This window comes from uncultured Aliivibrio sp. (assembly GCF_946479765.1).
In the GTDB taxonomy this organism is placed as follows: domain Bacteria; phylum Pseudomonadota; class Gammaproteobacteria; order Enterobacterales; family Vibrionaceae; genus Aliivibrio.
Window position 1 is genome coordinate 1 of record NZ_CAMLHO010000060.1, and the last position, 13,858, is coordinate 13,858.

Below are 13,858 nucleotides of genomic sequence, written 5' to 3' on the forward strand. Positions count from 1 at the left end.
GTAAAGAAAGAAAAGGAAAATAACAATGGAAAAAAAGCTAATAAATAATAATGAAATAATTGATAAAGCTTATATTGAAAAAGCAATATCAATGTTGAATTTAAGTGATAAGCTATCTAAGGCACAACAAGAGCTATTTATAGAGAAGTGTATTATCAATAAACTTAACCCTATTAAAGATGAAATCTTTGCTGTACCATTTAGAAAAAGCTCACCATCAGCTAATGGAGAACAATATGATTTAAGTATCTTTGTATCTTATCAAGTGATTCTTAAAAGAGCAGAAAGCTTTCCACAATTTGATGGTTATGAAGTATTTTGAAAAGAAGCTCCAGCCGACCAACCAGCTGCTAATAAAGTATGTGTGTTTGTAGGACATAGAAAAGATAGAAAGATACCTTTAAGAATGGAGTTCTTACTAGGTGAATGATATAATCAAAAAAGTCCATTATGAGCTTCTAAAAGAAACTTTATGATGGAAAAGACAGCATTAAGTGTTGGACTTAAAAGATTATTTCCATTAGAGTTTAATGGAATGCCCTATACAGATGTAGAGCAATGAAATAGAGAAGTGATAGAAAAAACAAAAGATACGATTATTGTTAAAGATAATTTAGAACCTAAGGAGTTAGAAAATGAATAAGACTAAAGTAGAAGGACTTGTAAAATTTGTAAAAGTTCATGAGTTCAATAAAAAAGATAAAGATGGAAACCCTAGGCTTCACCCAAATGGATCTCCAATGACTATCAAGAAAGTTAATTTCTTATTAGACATAGTGATAGGTGGTAGAATGGAGGGGTTTAATTGTTCGTCTTGAGATAAAGATATAGTAGAAAATTTAAAGAATGAAATGTTTATAGAATTAGAAAGCTATTTACCAAGAATGAATGAGACAGAAAACCCATTAGATTTAGGTAAGAAAAGATTTTACTTCTTAGATGTTAAGGAAATAGTAGTATTACCAACTCCAGCTAATTTAGTTAAGACAACTAATGGAGGGTTTAGAATAATGAAGGCCGAGGACGACATAGCTAAACCAACTAACTTAAAATGAAGTAAGACATCTAAAGATGGTTTAGAATATACTGAAGCCTCTTTTCCTAAACCTAAATTACCATTAGATATGAGTTCATTTGAAAGAAAGCCATTTTTAAATGAGATGCCTGTTATAGAACCAGTACCAGTTATAGAAAATAATATAGTTAATGAAGCTATAAATAACTTCGAAAAACAAAGAGATGAAACAGTGTTAGACTGAGAAAGAGAAATAGATGAAAAATAATAGAATAGAAACAAGCTTAATTTGCTTACATTGTGCTAAGGACATTGATAGCCTTCATAAGAACTTTAGAATATGTACTGACTGCTACGATACTTCTTTAGAGAAACAATTAATAAGTCATAGAATTTATAGAATTGGTAAACACTTTAAAAAAGAAGCAAGAAAGATAGCTAAGAAAAATGCCTAATGAATTACCAAGACTAACTAAAGACTTAACAACTCATGAATGTAAGAAGCTCTTAGTAGATATCAAAGATACTATAGAATGAATACGTAATCAAAACAATTACGCTCACGATAAAGAAGTAGTGATAATGTTCTTAGAACAATTAACATTAGATATCAAAAAAAGATTAAAAAGCTTGAAAAATAAAAAGAATTAATATATACTATTAATAAGCACCGAGGTTTAAAAACCTCTATGAGAGTATAGGTGCGGTCTCTTATTATAAAATTCCATTTTATTTTTGTTACAGAAAAAACACAACCCTTCTCTCCGTCGGTGTTGTGTTTTTTCTATTTATGTTATAATATACTCATACCAATAGGTTTGAACTCGAAAGAGAAAGCGTATTTTAGGTTGGGGTGTCGTCAAGTGGTAAGACTATAGAGATTCTCTCTATGATGCGTATGGTTCGATTCCATTCCGCCCTAACCTTAAATCGGGAATTAGTTCAGCTTGGTAGAACACTTAGTTTGGGGCTAAGGGGTCGAAGGTTCAAGTCCTTCATTTCCGACCATATAAAAATAAAAGACTACACTATAATGGTGTAGTCTTTTTTTTATTTAGCTTCGTCTTTCTTAGCAATAACTTTTTTTTGTAAGTCTACTGAATTACTAATAAATTCAAATAGTTCAAATTGACTATCAAAAATGATATCATCATCAGTTTTCAATAAGAATTTACCATTAGCTAATTTAAAATACTTATACTCACCAACTTTTTCTTGGTTCATCTTTTTATTTAGCCTTTTAGTAAAGTAATTCTTTATTCTTTTTTTCATTTAACTCTCCTTTCGATAAGGTCTTAATGCGGCCGCGATAGCATCATCAACATACTTTTTAGTTGTTGCGTCAGCGTCTAGTGTTGGAGCACCTAAATCCATTATCTTCCTACTACCCATATTAAGAGTACCTCCGGAGATTGATGTACTACCTGTGATAGCAAGTCCCCTAGTAAGCGTTAGTTTATCGTTTAATCTTAAACTGTCCATTGTTGTAGCACCAGTTATAGTTGTAGCACCATTAATTTTTATTCCATTAGTGAAGGTTTTTATACCTGTAATTGTTTGTGCTGTATCTGTAGTAACCATATTGGATGGAGTACCACCTCCACCTCCTCCACCAGTAGAACTAATAACATCACCAGTAATAGTTATGTTAGTTCCAGCAGTAAGTTTGTTTTGTTTTAATGCTAAACCATCATCAGCATATTTTTTAGTTGCTGCGTCATCATCTGCTGCTGGAGTTCTTACTCCTTGTAATCTAGCATTACCAAATTTAATATTGTTCGCAGTAAACAATAAATCATTAGTACTTACTATATATAAACTGTTATCCTGACGTACTTCAATAACTGATGTTAATATTTGAGTTCCACTTTCAGTCCTTATAAAATTTAGACCAAATCAATTTTTATAACCAGAGTTATAAACTTGTTCTATTTTGAAATAAGCACTACCTGCTCCTGAATTTTTCATAATTAACGGGTTTCCATTTATTTCTAATAGGTTAGTATTTAAACCGTTTGAAAAAGTTTTTATACCTGTTATAGTTTGATCTGTATCAAGAGTAACATCTCCTGTTCCAGTTCCACCAGTAGAACTAATAACATCACCAGTAATATCAATACCTGTTCCGGCTGTTAATGTATTTTGTTTTAATGCTAAACCATTATCAGCATATCTCTTGTTAACGGCATCTGTAGCATCTGTTGGGTTACCAATATATAATAACCTTTGATTAGCAAAAACTACTTGTGTGGAACTTAACTTCAGTGCTAATGTTCCCCTATCGTAAAATACAAGAGCACCACGACTATTTTCAATTTTAGTATCACTTTTTCCTTCTGCTATTTTTTCAAAAAATATTCCTTTTTCGAAAGTTTTTTCACCTGTAATAGTTTGATCTGTATCAAGAGTAACATCTCCTGTAGCACTAATAACATCATCAGTAATAGTAATGTTAGTTCCAGCAGTAAGTTTGTTTTGTTTTAATGCTAAACCATCATCAGCATATTTTTTAGTTGCTGCGTCATAGTCAGCAGTAGGTGCTCCCACCTGTTGAAGTCTTACATTATTAAATTTAATATTAGAACCTTGAATTGATACATCATTTACACAAGCAATATATAATCCGTCATCTTGTCTTATTTCTAAATTTGCTAGTCTCGATCTTGATGTTCCGGTTGTTCTAAAAAGTTGGATTCCAAATCAATTTTTATATCCGCTTCCAGAATAAACACTTTCGACCTCCAAATATGATGCTGCTGTATTTGAGTTTTTGATTATTAAAGATTTACCATCAACTTCAACAAGATTATTTTTTATTCCATTAGTGAAGGTTTTTATACCGGTAATGTTTTGTGCTGTATCTAACGTTACATCACCACTACCACCTCCACCAGTAGAACTAATAACATTATCTGTGATATCAATACCTGTTCCGGCTGTTAATGTATTTTGTTTTAATGCTAAACCATCATCAACGTATTCTTTTGATACTCCTGATGGAGAAGCAGCAATTAGTTCCTCTGCTTCTTGTCTTGTAATAGCATTATCTAATTGATTACCAAAGAAAGCTATATCTTTTACATCGTGAATGTCCTCGAAGCTCTTAGTAGCTTTATCTCATAGCAAATAAGCTCTTGGAACAGTTAAATCTAATTGTTCTACTGTAAAGAATTTAATCTCACCTTTTTCAACATATAAAAGAGAGCCTTCTTGTCTGTTGTAAGGCATTTGATTATAAGTTACATACCTTACATCTCCTACACCGAATTGAACGTAATTAACTAAACTATTAGCTGTTGGTTTTTTACCAAAGTTATTTCCACCTAAGTCATAAGATTGAAGTTCATACACTCTACCTTTTTGAAGTAGAATGAAAACTCCAGGAGCTATATTCTTTTTATCTAATGGACGTTGAAAAGAAGCACTAATACCAGAAGCATTAAAAGAAGTAGAGCCATCAGTATAGTCATTACCTAAATTAATAAAGTATTGCGTCTGCATTATAGCAGCTTCTCTAATGTAATTCTTTTCTTTTCCAGTTCTGTAGAACTTACTTTCAACATCTGTAATAAATCAAACTTCTTGAATTAGTCCATTACATTCAGCATCTAAAAGAGCTAAAGATGAATTAATAGCTGTTTGTATTTCATCAGTATCAAAAGACGACATATTAGGACGTTCTAATCTAAAGAACTCTACATCTAAAACTTTTAATTTTCAACCATTAATGGTATTATCATTATCGAAATCTGGGTCGATATTCCCTCATTTTTTATTCATATTAATTTGCCTTTCCTTTCGGTTTGAAGTTTTGTTGTTGTCTTGCTTTTTGTTTTGCTTTAGGAACAACGTGCTTTCTTGTTTGACTTCTAATTGTGTGAGCTGGAGCTATAGTATATTTGAATCACTGGTCTCATCAATAAGTTCCTGCCTTAGCTGGTAAGGTTGATAAGTGTATTCATACTTCCTTAGGAACATTATAGAACTTGTAAGAAGCTCTACCTCTAATCATAGTTAAAGATAACTCTCTAACAGTTCAATCATAAGAAGCTGTTAAAATATAGCTTGAATGAATAGCTTTGATAGGAACATTCATTTTCATAAAGAAACAACTGAAGTCCTCAACAAACTGCTTTTCCTCTGTAGTTAAAAGTTCACCTTTACCTTTAGACTTAAACATTTTCTTTGTAATAAGATTTACATTCTTTTCTATCTTGAAAACATAAGCTCCAATAGTTTCACTTGTTTCACTTTTCTTTCTAATGTTTTTAGCAAATTGAAGTTTAGAAGGCTCATCTAGCTTATCATAGAACTTTCTTAAAGTTTTAGCTTTACCACTATTGTTTGTAGCTTTCATATTGTCTAAAGTGTTTTCAATTATTTTAGTTGTAACTTCATTACTCTTAAATTTTAATAGTTTAAATGATTCTTTAGAGAATAAGTTTGCTACTGTCTCTGTAACTAAGTTTGCGCTCATAAAAAAAATAATAGCTATTTTGTAGCTACTATTTTTCAACTCCTGCTAAGTTTTTCATAACTTCAGCTTCTGTTTCACCAGCAATAGCGCCATCACTTTCATAAACAGCATTAGCTTTATATTTAGCTTTTTTACCAGCTTTTTCTTTAGTTGCTTTAAATGGAGCTAAAGCAGTTCCTGTAAAAGCTCATATTAAATCTGGTCTAACTAAACCAATACCATATTTATATTTAGCTAAGAATAAAGGGTTACCATTGAATTGGTTCACCATATTAAAAGTTCCATTATAAACTATAGGCATTGCTATGGCTTCATTATGAATCATAAAAGCAGCTAATGTAGATGTATCTAAATCAGTATCTTTAGAGAAAGATTCTCCCTTTAAGATTTTATTTTGAAGCATACCATCTTGAATAGTAATTATGTCTTGGAAAACATAGTACTTTTCTCTACCTAATAACATAGGTAAAGAACCTTGTTGATTTCAAAATGCGTTCATCATATTTACGTGAACTATTGGACTTGTAACAGTAACAAATTGACCGCCATCAATTCCAGCTTTTTCTTTATCGTAAATTTGAGTGAATCTTGCTAATCTTTTAGTTAGTTTATCTAAGTCAGCTCTACAAGCTTCTGGAGTATTGTAAGCTTCCTTATCTAATACATCTAAAGCTGTGATTTGCTTAGAACCAGCACCAGCAAAGTAATCTACTAAGTATTGTAAGAATGTAGCATTTAGTTGCTTAGTCATAGCCATAGCTAAAGATGAAGCAATTTGTCCTAATATAGCATTAGGGTTTGCTAAAGAAACTAAGTCAAATGTTTCTACTTGATAACCAGCTGCTCTTGTCTTATCAATGTTTATAGCTATTTGCCCTGATACTGGAGTTTGGTAATAATTTTTACCACCACCAGCTGGAGCAGGAGGAGTAGGTTCCTGTCCGTCAGCAGTTGTTGATGGAGTATTATAGTTAGCTACATACTCCTCATTTTGTATGATTTCAGGTTTATCGAATCAAACAGTACCAGCTCTTGCTTGAGCTTCATTAATGGTACAAGTTAGAAAAGATAATCTGCCTGAATTTAAAATTGTAAGGACACGTCTATTAATATCAAGAGCGATTTTTCCACCAGCTCCATCATTAAGAAACATACCTTGAATACCTTGAAGTATCGCCATATTTAATTCCTTTAATTATTTTTTTTTGAAATGAGATATTAAAGCATTATTGAAAGCATCTTTTGAACCATCAAAAGTTTCACCAGGTTCTTGTCCTAATCATTCATTAAGTATTCCATCGTTTTTATTAGCAGAGTTATCTCTGTTACCGAAGGCTCACTTAAATTCTTTTGATAGAACTTCCATAGATTTTTTTAAATCTTGGACTTCGAATAAGTCATCGTTCAATTTAACAAAGTCATCAAATTCTTTACCATCTTTTCCACCAGCTTTCGCATAAGCTTCTTTGATAGCAGGAATACGATTTTCTTTTTTAAGTTGTTCGTTTTCTTTTTTCAACATTCTAATATCTGCCGCTGATAGTGAATCATTAGAAGGTTTTACTCTTGCTAATCTTTCAGCTATCATCTTATTTACCTGTTCTTGAGTGAAAGTTGCTTCACCTTCTCCAGTTGCTTTTCCACTATTAGCTTCTGCTTCTTTCGTAGCAGCTGCTATAGCGTCTTTTTGTTCTTGTGTTAACATTAACTAACTCCTATTTTTTACTGTGATAGTTTCACATATCTTAATATTACCATATTTTTTATTTTCTTGGAATTACTTTAATAGTGAATCTATCAATAGCTTGAGATACAAAATTCTTATTATACTCTCAGGCATTAAAAACAAATTGATTATTAAATGTTTCTTTTCAATTAAAATAGTTTCCTCTACCATATTCCTTTTGACTACTAACTATTCTAAAAAAAACACCTTCTCCTACTCTTGGAGTAACTTGTAAAAAGATTTCATTAGAATACATATTATTTCTATTTGTAAATCTATACTCAGCAAAATCACCTTTATTAAAGCTATAAGTAGCTCTAAACTTTTCTGCCTCTATTTCTTTATTTTTAATACTATCGTCCATATTAAATTTGTATGTGTATGAATTAGTATTAGTAGCTCCAGATAAGTTATCACTAACTTCAGCATAACAAGTAAATAAACAAGTTGGAAAATAGTATTTAAATGTTTCTCAGTCCTTAATAATCTTATTGTACTTGAATAGTAAATTATAGTTTTCTGTCTCTGGGTTAAGTCTACCCTTTCTAACATCTATTGTTTGAAAAATTAAATTTCCACTATAAATAGCAAAATCTCTATCAAAGTAATTAGGTTTATTAATTTCTAATTTAGCTAAAGCATCTAATCTCCTTTTTTTATTTTCATTGTAAACATTTTGAACTACAGTCCTAATACTTATTGATTTCTCTATCTCACTTAAATCAGGTGATAAACCAGTTGGAGCTGGTGGAGCTAATGGGTAAGGAATAGGTTCACCAATAAACATATTCTCTCTACCGAAAATAGAAGTATTCTTTCAAGTATTAATTTCTCTTAAGGACTTAGTAAATTTAGCTTCACTTTGATAGATACCACTTCAAATAACATTATCATTAACATCTAAAAACTCTACAGAATATTCACCATCAAATAAAGCTTGAATATTAAAGCTATCAACAATAAAACCATATTGAGGAGACATTTCTATTAAAGTAGTATCTCCATTTAAAAGGAATGGTTCTCTTGATGGAAGTATATAAGTACCATCAACATATTTATCTTGTCCTATATTAGAAGTGTTTAAAAACTTAGCAGGTAATCTTGAACTAATAAATTCATCTGTTAAGTCAGCTGTAAAAGCAGTAGTCATAGTTGAACCACTAAAAAAAGCATTAGAAGGACTTTCGCTACTTGTTGAGTTAATTGTATTAAATGGAATTTTATCAACATTATCAACTCCACCAGTTGGGAACTGGTCCTTATTCATATCAACTAAAGCTGTAGGAATAAAACCTAAAAAACCTTCCATTGGAATTCTAAATAGATTTTGAGCTAATGAAGCAACTATTCCTATTGTAGCTAAAACAACTGCTTGCTTTCAGCCCTTAGTAACAGCAGCACCAATAGCAAAACCTAAAAGAGAACCGAAACCTAAACAGCTTTCAGCACTCATGGGAAGTGTTCTATATTTTTTTTGAATTCAATAGCTATGGAACATTCTATCGTGAATAGCTATTTCCTCATTCTTAATTTTATAAGTTGGTTCACAACCATAATTTAAACTTGTATCATATGTTTTATCTACACCTAAATTAAATTTTCAAGGTGTAAAAACTGGTTCTCCAGTAATAGGGTCGACCTTACTAAAACCAAATAATTGATTATTATAAATGCTATAAGTTGAAACATTAACCAAAGCATTTGACTTGTCTAATTCTCTTTGTCTAAAAACTAAAAAACCTTGAAAGTCTCATTGATTAACTGGAGTTAAACTATCTTTGATAGTAGCCATTAAATCTTTTCAAAATTTTAAAGTAGGAGTAAAATTACCTCAGTAGAAGTTTGACTCTGGTTGTTGAGAACGAAACAATGTAGGAGTTGTAGCTGGTGCTAAGTTAATTGGAAAAGCTTGTCTTGGTTCTCCAAATTGAGTAAACGATTTACCTTGTTCTACTCTCCTAACTTCAAATGAAATATTAGAAAAGATACAAGCACCAAAAGCTTTAACCACTACTTTTTTTACAGGGTTAAAGTTTAATGTTTTATTTTTATCAGCTGTGATAATTCTATCGTATAGCTTGTAGTAATCTATACCTTCCTCTAAACCAGTTAAATCAATTTCACCTTCATTGTAAACTATACACTCTAGATAACCTTGTCCTGGAGCAGAAGGCATAACATTTTGCTGTTTAGCTTTACCTGTACTAGAAAATTCTTGATTAATAGTAGCAAGTTCAACAATATAAGAAACTTCATCTTTACCAAGATAGCTTTTAGTCAAATTCATAATTCTATATAATTGACTTCCAGATAACTCAGGAATTTTATAAAAATATAATAAATAGTTATCGTCCATTCTAAAAGTATTAGCATTAACTCTTAATCTTAAATTACCTTTAACTTGTTGAGATTTATAATCACTAAAGCTTTCATCATTATTAACTTCACCATAATTATCATCTCCTATGATTTGTCCTAATATAACTTCACCTAAAGAATATCTTGTTTCAACTATCTTAGTTGTTGTGTCTTGTACGAAAGTAACACTATCTTTTCAAGTAAGAATGAAAGCATCATTACCACTTCAAACTCTTTTAAAAGTTTCGTGGTCGTCAATATTTTGTTGTGTAGAAACAGCACCTTTGTTTGTGTAGTCAATATAACCTGAAGCTAAATATGGTACAAGAACAACAGACTGCTCGAATAGTTTTACATCACTATCAAGCTTAGCTTTCCTTGTGGCGTTTTTTATCTTTAGTTCATTACTCATCTTTTGTATCTTTCTTTTTCTCTGGAGCTCCACCTTTATCATCTTTAGGTTTTTTCTCACCATTACCTTCGCCATCAGCTTCACCATCAGCATCTCCGGTAGTTGTTATATCATTTTCCTCATTGAACTTAGATATTTCCTCGAATATAATTTTAGCAGCTTCCGAACTAATTCCTCTTAATTGAGAAATAGCTTCTGGAATAGAAATAACTCCTATTTGAATTTGTTTAATTAAGTTATCCATATATACAGTCTCATCTTTTTGTAAGTTACCTTGTATCTTAACTTCAAAATTTCAATCACCATAATAGTCCATTAAACCATCAGCGTGAAAACATTTAGCTAATAAATCACTAACTACTCTAATTCTATTTTTGATTTTAAATGTATTCATCTCTTGTGTTTCCGACGCCATTGAACTTGTTTCAGCAGAAGTCTTTTGAGCTCCACCACTTACAGCAAAAGCAGACGAACCTGAGAATTTGTAATATAAATTCATTATGCTAATAAAAGCATTATTATATTGATTCAAGTCAGGAACACCAGCTTGAACTTTAATATTAGCTCCATTCTCACCTTCAATAATATAATCACCAAAGACATTAGAGATAGATGAATTTTGATTAGCATATCTTAAACTTTGAATAATCTCTTGTGAAGCATTTTCAACAATAATTCTACTATGGTTATATTCAAGCTCTTTCTCTAAATTCTTTAGTATCGACCAAGCAGTTTGTTCGAATTGCTGAGCGTAATATCAATCAGCTAAAGTAACAAATTGACTTGGGTTTCAAAAGTTTTGTCTAATAGGAATATTAGTCATTTCTATAATTGGTAAAAAACCTAAATTGTGAACTCACCTTTTAGGAATACCTAATTTTTTTTCAAGCTCTTTAGTTTCAGCTAATATTATAATATCTTGTAATTTACCATTTTCATATTCACCAGAATAGAAAGTATTATTTACTTCTTTATTATCAACTACACTTTTCACAACATAAGAAGCATTATCTAATACTACCCTTTGATAAACAACAGCTAAATTATTTATATAGAAAACCTTTGCTACACCATTTAAGTATCTAACATCTGTTTTATTAATTCTAATTTCACCTTCATTATCTTTATTGATAATTAAAATAGCTCTACCTACTAAACTAATTTCCTTTTCTAAATCATAAAAAAGTTCATCAAAATTAGTGTATCTATCTATATCTCTAAATTTATCTACTAATGCTTTATCAGGGCTTGAAAAAGTGATTCCATTACCCATTATATTCATTGCGTTTTTTTTAGCTAAGACATTTCTCATAGAAACAACAAACCTATCATATGGTTGTTCTGCTTGTGCCTCAGCATTTATATCTTGTCTTTCTATAATCATACATTCTCCTTAGAAACGTGTTTAAGCTTTTCTGTATTGCCTAAGTACTTTAATCAACGGTATTGAATTGGTTCAAAACCATACTCTAAAGCATTCAAACAATGGTCGGCTTCTTTTACTCTTTTTTGAGTATCAAGTTCTTCATAACGAGCCATTTCAAACTCTTTCAATAAATGAACTACAGGATAAGGTGTCTCTTTGGCTGATACTCTTATATTTTGTGAACCTAAAGCAGATAGCTCTAAAACAATTCTATCTTGAATTGGGTACTTTCTACTTTTCATAAAATACAATCAGGAGCTAACGCCTCTTTTTTGAGCTTCGTTATTCAATAAAGTAATTAAACCTTGAGCCATATTATCTACTCTAACTTTAATATAAAAAGGCTTAAATGCGTGAATTTTACGACAATACCATTCCATCATCACAATATAGAATTGAACTACTTCTGTAGCTAATAAGTTTGTATTCTTTTGAATTTTAGAATTGTCGTGATAGTATTCACCATAAACGTCCATACCAGAACCATAACTAAAACCTGTAAAATAGAAGGCAGTCTTACCACCACTTGCTCTATTACTTCAACCATAATCTCCACCACATAATATCTGGTCTTGTTCTTTTCAAATTGAACCACCTATATGATGAAGTAAGTGAGTATAGATTGCTCCATTCTCATAACCTGGAAGCCCATAGTCTGTAGTCAATGCTCTATTTCTATCTATCTTTCAAGTATTTAAAATGTTCTTTATTTGGTCGGCAGCTAATACATCTTTAGCAACCCTTCAATTAGTATAGTGAATAGCTATTTTCTTTGTTCTTTGTTCGTCACCTTCACCAACCTTAATTTCTCTAATACCAAATTGACTTCCACAAGATTTTAATTTAGCTAAGTCCCAAGGTTGTAAATCACCTAAATAAGCAATATAAGGGTGTCCTTTACTTCAAGGGTTACAAACAAAAATATCTAAGATATAAGTTTCCTCGTCGCTAATAGAACGAACAGCTTCTCTAATAGACATTTTATCTGTCTCAGAAAACTCATATGCTTCCTCTCAATATCTAATAATATATTTAGCATTAGTCTTAGCTAAACCAGACTTCTTAGCAACATTACCTTTAGCCATTGTATTTAAACCGATAACCCTTATTTTGTTACTACCCAACCTAATAATTTGTTTCGTGCCGGTCGCCGAAAATTTGAAATCAAAAAATTCAAAAGCTTCAACAATATCTGTATACAACTCCGAGCTATCTTTTACAGAGTTCCTTAGAGCATAAATTGCTATCTTTGTTGGTAAGCTTGATATTATACCCAACACACCCTGAACCGAAACAGTCTTTCCAGATAACCTTCCTCCAACTAAGTGAATTTCATTTACAGGAAAAGGCTTATTATTTTTTATAGCTTTAAAGATTTCAAATAAATAAGTATAGTCTTTAATAATAAACATTAATTGTTGCTCTCTTTTTGAGTTTCCGTCAATGTGAAACCACTCTCATTATCAATAGAAAACACATTACCATTTTTAACCAAATTACTTTTCACTTCAACCTTTTTAGAATTATCACCCCAGAAAGATGGGTTGCTCTTTTTTAACAACCACTCTATATATTTCAAATCAACAATAATCTTATTGTACTTGTCCCTTTTTAAATTCTCCTGATACCTTAACATTTTCTCCATAGCCACTTCTAAATCAAACTTAAACATTTCAAAAACCTTCTTAGCTTCACCAGTCACCTTATCATATTCATCTCTGGTAATTCCCACATCTAACAACAACCCAGAAAACAAAGGCATCTCCCCACATTCCGAAAGGTACTTATCTACTAGAGCAATAGCTTCATTAGTAGTTAACTTTTTTAAATCTATAATCAATTTATTTTTTAAACCCATATAATTCCTTATTGTTAAATTATATCATAAGTTGGAGCAACACCCCCCAACCCCTTTTTAAACCCGCCCCGTTCCTCTCTAAAAAATAATTCTCGCTCCTCCTTCGATGACTTGCCTAAAATATAGATTTGACTTTTCGCTTAAAACGTGATACCATAGCCTTATGCTTGCCGGCGGCGTGTGGGAAGTAAAAATACTTTCCCCCTCTCTACTCTCTCCCTCTCTCCCTCCTCCTCTTATATGAGACTTGTATTAAATGTATGAGAATATAAAAATTCAGGAATAACAATTATAGACATTACAAATTACATATATAAAAAATATAAATAAAAGTATTGACTATATATAAATATGTGGTATACTAATTATAGGTTAGCAATAACCGAATATAAGATATAGCAATTAGCGATATAAAAAATTATAATAAATAAATGTTGTAATTATAAATAGTTGTGTTATAACTTATATGTGTTAGAGATAACATAAATTATATTGAATAGACGGAGAAATTAACAATATGAAAAAATGAATTATAGAAATTTCTAATAATGATTACTGAGATGGAAAAAACCATATTAGAAAATTA

At 30.9% G+C, this 13,858-nt stretch carries 25 protein-coding genes and 2 tRNA genes; 6 read left to right on the forward strand and 21 right to left on the reverse strand.

Annotated elements, in window-relative coordinates; all coding sequences use genetic code 11:
• Positions 1-25 precede the first annotated feature (25 nt).
• From Q1K78_RS15355 to Q1K78_RS15380, 6 genes are all read left to right on the forward strand, one after another.
• Positions 26-322, forward strand: coding sequence for a recombinase RecT (locus Q1K78_RS15355; RefSeq protein WP_300180777.1), 297 nt, complete (start codon positions 26-28; stop codon positions 320-322).
• 313 nt (positions 323-635) lie between these two features.
• A complete protein-coding gene (locus Q1K78_RS15360; RefSeq protein ID WP_300180780.1) occupies positions 636-818 on the forward strand; it encodes a hypothetical protein in 183 nt (60 codons plus the stop codon).
• 33 nt (positions 819-851) lie between these two features.
• Positions 852-1,055, forward strand: coding sequence for a hypothetical protein (locus tag Q1K78_RS15365; RefSeq protein WP_300180783.1), 204 nt, complete (start codon positions 852-854; stop codon positions 1,053-1,055).
• Positions 1,056-1,272: 217 nt separating this feature from the next.
• Positions 1,273-1,470, forward strand: a complete 198-nt coding sequence (locus Q1K78_RS15370; RefSeq protein ID WP_300180786.1) for a hypothetical protein — start codon at positions 1,273-1,275, stop codon at positions 1,468-1,470.
• A gap of 394 nt (positions 1,471-1,864) precedes the next feature.
• A tRNA-Glu gene (locus Q1K78_RS15375) sits at positions 1,865-1,938 on the forward strand.
• Between the two features lie 8 nt (positions 1,939-1,946).
• A tRNA-Pro gene (locus tag Q1K78_RS15380) sits at positions 1,947-2,023 on the forward strand.
• Positions 2,024-2,065: 42 nt separating this feature from the next.
• Here Q1K78_RS15380 and Q1K78_RS15385 read toward each other — a convergent pair.
• The 21 genes from Q1K78_RS15385 to Q1K78_RS15485 all read right to left on the reverse strand — a co-directional run bounded on the left by Q1K78_RS15385 (position 2,066) and on the right by Q1K78_RS15485 (position 13,272).
• Entirely contained in the window at positions 2,066-2,287 is a 222-nt protein-coding gene (locus tag Q1K78_RS15385) for a hypothetical protein (RefSeq protein WP_300180789.1), read from the reverse strand.
• A complete protein-coding gene (locus tag Q1K78_RS15390; protein WP_300180792.1) occupies positions 2,288-2,806 on the reverse strand; it encodes a hypothetical protein in 519 nt (172 codons plus the stop codon).
• Positions 2,807-2,911: 105 nt separating this feature from the next.
• Positions 2,912-3,562 (reverse strand): hypothetical protein, encoded by a 651-nt coding sequence (locus Q1K78_RS15395; RefSeq protein WP_300180795.1) that lies wholly within the window; start codon positions 3,560-3,562, stop codon positions 2,912-2,914.
• A gap of 570 nt (positions 3,563-4,132) precedes the next feature.
• Positions 4,133-4,516: a hypothetical protein gene (locus Q1K78_RS15400; RefSeq protein ID WP_300180798.1), complete on the reverse strand. Its 384-nt coding sequence runs from the start codon at positions 4,514-4,516 to the stop codon at positions 4,133-4,135.
• Positions 4,517-5,051: 535 nt separating this feature from the next.
• A complete protein-coding gene (locus Q1K78_RS15405; RefSeq protein WP_300180801.1) occupies positions 5,052-5,531 on the reverse strand; it encodes a hypothetical protein in 480 nt (159 codons plus the stop codon).
• Positions 5,532-5,679: 148 nt separating this feature from the next.
• Positions 5,680-5,955 carry a hypothetical protein gene (locus Q1K78_RS15410; RefSeq protein ID WP_300180803.1) on the reverse strand — a complete coding sequence of 92 codons (276 nt, stop codon included), beginning with the start codon at positions 5,953-5,955 and terminating at the stop codon, positions 5,680-5,682.
• A 21-nt stretch (positions 5,956-5,976) separates the two neighbouring features.
• Complete coding sequence (locus Q1K78_RS15415) at positions 5,977-6,243, reverse strand: hypothetical protein (RefSeq protein WP_300180806.1); 267 nt, start codon at positions 6,241-6,243, stop codon at positions 5,977-5,979.
• 264 nt (positions 6,244-6,507) lie between these two features.
• Positions 6,508-6,672: a hypothetical protein gene (locus Q1K78_RS15420; protein ID WP_300180809.1), complete on the reverse strand. Its 165-nt coding sequence runs from the start codon at positions 6,670-6,672 to the stop codon at positions 6,508-6,510.
• A gap of 156 nt (positions 6,673-6,828) precedes the next feature.
• Positions 6,829-7,197 carry a hypothetical protein gene (locus Q1K78_RS15425; protein WP_300180812.1) on the reverse strand — a complete coding sequence of 123 codons (369 nt, stop codon included), beginning with the start codon at positions 7,195-7,197 and terminating at the stop codon, positions 6,829-6,831.
• Positions 7,198-7,363: 166 nt separating this feature from the next.
• Positions 7,364-7,582: a hypothetical protein gene (locus Q1K78_RS15430; RefSeq protein ID WP_300180815.1), complete on the reverse strand. Its 219-nt coding sequence runs from the start codon at positions 7,580-7,582 to the stop codon at positions 7,364-7,366.
• Between the two features lie 108 nt (positions 7,583-7,690).
• On the reverse strand, positions 7,691-8,005 hold the full coding sequence (locus Q1K78_RS15435; RefSeq protein WP_300180818.1) for a hypothetical protein: 315 nt from the start codon (positions 8,003-8,005) through the stop codon (positions 7,691-7,693).
• 90 nt (positions 8,006-8,095) lie between these two features.
• Positions 8,096-8,527 carry a hypothetical protein gene (locus tag Q1K78_RS15440; RefSeq protein WP_300180821.1) on the reverse strand — a complete coding sequence of 144 codons (432 nt, stop codon included), beginning with the start codon at positions 8,525-8,527 and terminating at the stop codon, positions 8,096-8,098.
• 522 nt (positions 8,528-9,049) lie between these two features.
• Entirely contained in the window at positions 9,050-9,574 is a 525-nt protein-coding gene (locus Q1K78_RS15445) for a hypothetical protein (protein ID WP_300180824.1), read from the reverse strand.
• A 228-nt stretch (positions 9,575-9,802) separates the two neighbouring features.
• On the reverse strand, positions 9,803-9,988 hold the full coding sequence (locus Q1K78_RS15450) for a hypothetical protein (RefSeq protein WP_300180827.1): 186 nt from the start codon (positions 9,986-9,988) through the stop codon (positions 9,803-9,805).
• Positions 9,981-10,232 carry a hypothetical protein gene (locus tag Q1K78_RS15455; protein ID WP_300180830.1) on the reverse strand — a complete coding sequence of 84 codons (252 nt, stop codon included), beginning with the start codon at positions 10,230-10,232 and terminating at the stop codon, positions 9,981-9,983. Before Q1K78_RS15455 ends, Q1K78_RS15450 begins: the two co-directional genes overlap by 8 nt.
• A 51-nt stretch (positions 10,233-10,283) precedes the next feature.
• Positions 10,284-10,520: a hypothetical protein gene (locus Q1K78_RS15460; protein WP_300180832.1), complete on the reverse strand. Its 237-nt coding sequence runs from the start codon at positions 10,518-10,520 to the stop codon at positions 10,284-10,286.
• A 324-nt stretch (positions 10,521-10,844) separates the two neighbouring features.
• A complete protein-coding gene (locus tag Q1K78_RS15465) occupies positions 10,845-11,372 on the reverse strand; it encodes a phage portal protein (RefSeq protein ID WP_300180835.1) in 528 nt (175 codons plus the stop codon).
• Between the two features lie 53 nt (positions 11,373-11,425).
• Positions 11,426-11,656, reverse strand: a complete 231-nt coding sequence (locus Q1K78_RS15470; RefSeq protein ID WP_300180838.1) for a hypothetical protein — start codon at positions 11,654-11,656, stop codon at positions 11,426-11,428.
• A 9-nt stretch (positions 11,657-11,665) separates the two neighbouring features.
• The gene (locus Q1K78_RS15475) at positions 11,666-11,890 is read right to left on the reverse strand and encodes a hypothetical protein (RefSeq protein ID WP_300180840.1); all 225 of its coding nucleotides are present in this window, start codon (positions 11,888-11,890) and stop codon (positions 11,666-11,668) included.
• A 537-nt stretch (positions 11,891-12,427) separates the two neighbouring features.
• Positions 12,428-12,826 carry a hypothetical protein gene (locus Q1K78_RS15480; RefSeq protein WP_300180842.1) on the reverse strand — a complete coding sequence of 133 codons (399 nt, stop codon included), beginning with the start codon at positions 12,824-12,826 and terminating at the stop codon, positions 12,428-12,430.
• The gene (locus tag Q1K78_RS15485; protein ID WP_300180844.1) at positions 12,826-13,272 is read right to left on the reverse strand and encodes a hypothetical protein; all 447 of its coding nucleotides are present in this window, start codon (positions 13,270-13,272) and stop codon (positions 12,826-12,828) included. Before Q1K78_RS15485 ends, Q1K78_RS15480 begins: the two co-directional genes overlap by 1 nt.
• Between the last annotated feature and the right edge of the window lie 586 nt (positions 13,273-13,858).

Bases quoted from the DNA above. Each gene is read 5' to 3' on its own strand.
- Q1K78_RS15420 (WP_300180809.1), bottom strand. From the start codon at position 6,672: ATGGCGATACTTCAAGGTATTCAAGGTATGTTTCTTAATGATGGAGCT.
- Q1K78_RS15465 (WP_300180835.1), bottom strand. From the start codon at position 11,372: ATGATTATAGAAAGACAAGATATAAATGCTGAGGCACAAGCAGAACAA.
- Q1K78_RS15445 (WP_300180824.1), bottom strand. From the start codon at position 9,574: ATGGACGATAACTATTTATTATATTTTTATAAAATTCCTGAGTTATCT.
- Q1K78_RS15450 (WP_300180827.1), bottom strand. From the start codon at position 9,988: ATGAGTAATGAACTAAAGATAAAAAACGCCACAAGGAAAGCTAAGCTT.
- Q1K78_RS15435 (WP_300180818.1), bottom strand. From the start codon at position 8,005: ATGTTTATTGGTGAACCTATTCCTTACCCATTAGCTCCACCAGCTCCA.
- Q1K78_RS15415 (WP_300180806.1), bottom strand. From the start codon at position 6,243: ATGACTAAGCAACTAAATGCTACATTCTTACAATACTTAGTAGATTAC.
- Q1K78_RS15430 (WP_300180815.1), bottom strand. From the start codon at position 7,582: ATGGACGATAGTATTAAAAATAAAGAAATAGAGGCAGAAAAGTTTAGA.
- Q1K78_RS15365 (WP_300180783.1), top strand. From the start codon at position 852: ATGTTTATAGAATTAGAAAGCTATTTACCAAGAATGAATGAGACAGAA.
- Q1K78_RS15455 (WP_300180830.1), bottom strand. From the start codon at position 10,232: ATGGATAACTTAATTAAACAAATTCAAATAGGAGTTATTTCTATTCCA.
- Q1K78_RS15385 (WP_300180789.1), bottom strand. From the start codon at position 2,287: ATGAAAAAAAGAATAAAGAATTACTTTACTAAAAGGCTAAATAAAAAG.
- Q1K78_RS15410 (WP_300180803.1), bottom strand. From the start codon at position 5,955: ATGTTATTAGGTAGAGAAAAGTACTATGTTTTCCAAGACATAATTACT.
- Q1K78_RS15400 (WP_300180798.1), bottom strand. From the start codon at position 4,516: ATGCAGACGCAATACTTTATTAATTTAGGTAATGACTATACTGATGGC.
- Q1K78_RS15475 (WP_300180840.1), bottom strand. From the start codon at position 11,890: ATGGACGTTTATGGTGAATACTATCACGACAATTCTAAAATTCAAAAG.
- Q1K78_RS15370 (WP_300180786.1), top strand. From the start codon at position 1,273: ATGAAAAATAATAGAATAGAAACAAGCTTAATTTGCTTACATTGTGCT.
- Q1K78_RS15440 (WP_300180821.1), bottom strand. From the start codon at position 8,527: ATGGAAGGTTTTTTAGGTTTTATTCCTACAGCTTTAGTTGATATGAAT.
- Q1K78_RS15355 (WP_300180777.1), top strand. From the start codon at position 26: ATGGAAAAAAAGCTAATAAATAATAATGAAATAATTGATAAAGCTTAT.
- Q1K78_RS15360 (WP_300180780.1), top strand. From the start codon at position 636: ATGAATAAGACTAAAGTAGAAGGACTTGTAAAATTTGTAAAAGTTCAT.
- Q1K78_RS15470 (WP_300180838.1), bottom strand. From the start codon at position 11,656: ATGAAAAGTAGAAAGTACCCAATTCAAGATAGAATTGTTTTAGAGCTA.
- Q1K78_RS15425 (WP_300180812.1), bottom strand. From the start codon at position 7,197: ATGTTAACACAAGAACAAAAAGACGCTATAGCAGCTGCTACGAAAGAA.
- Q1K78_RS15480 (WP_300180842.1), bottom strand. From the start codon at position 12,826: ATGTTTATTATTAAAGACTATACTTATTTATTTGAAATCTTTAAAGCT.
- Q1K78_RS15485 (WP_300180844.1), bottom strand. From the start codon at position 13,272: ATGGGTTTAAAAAATAAATTGATTATAGATTTAAAAAAGTTAACTACT.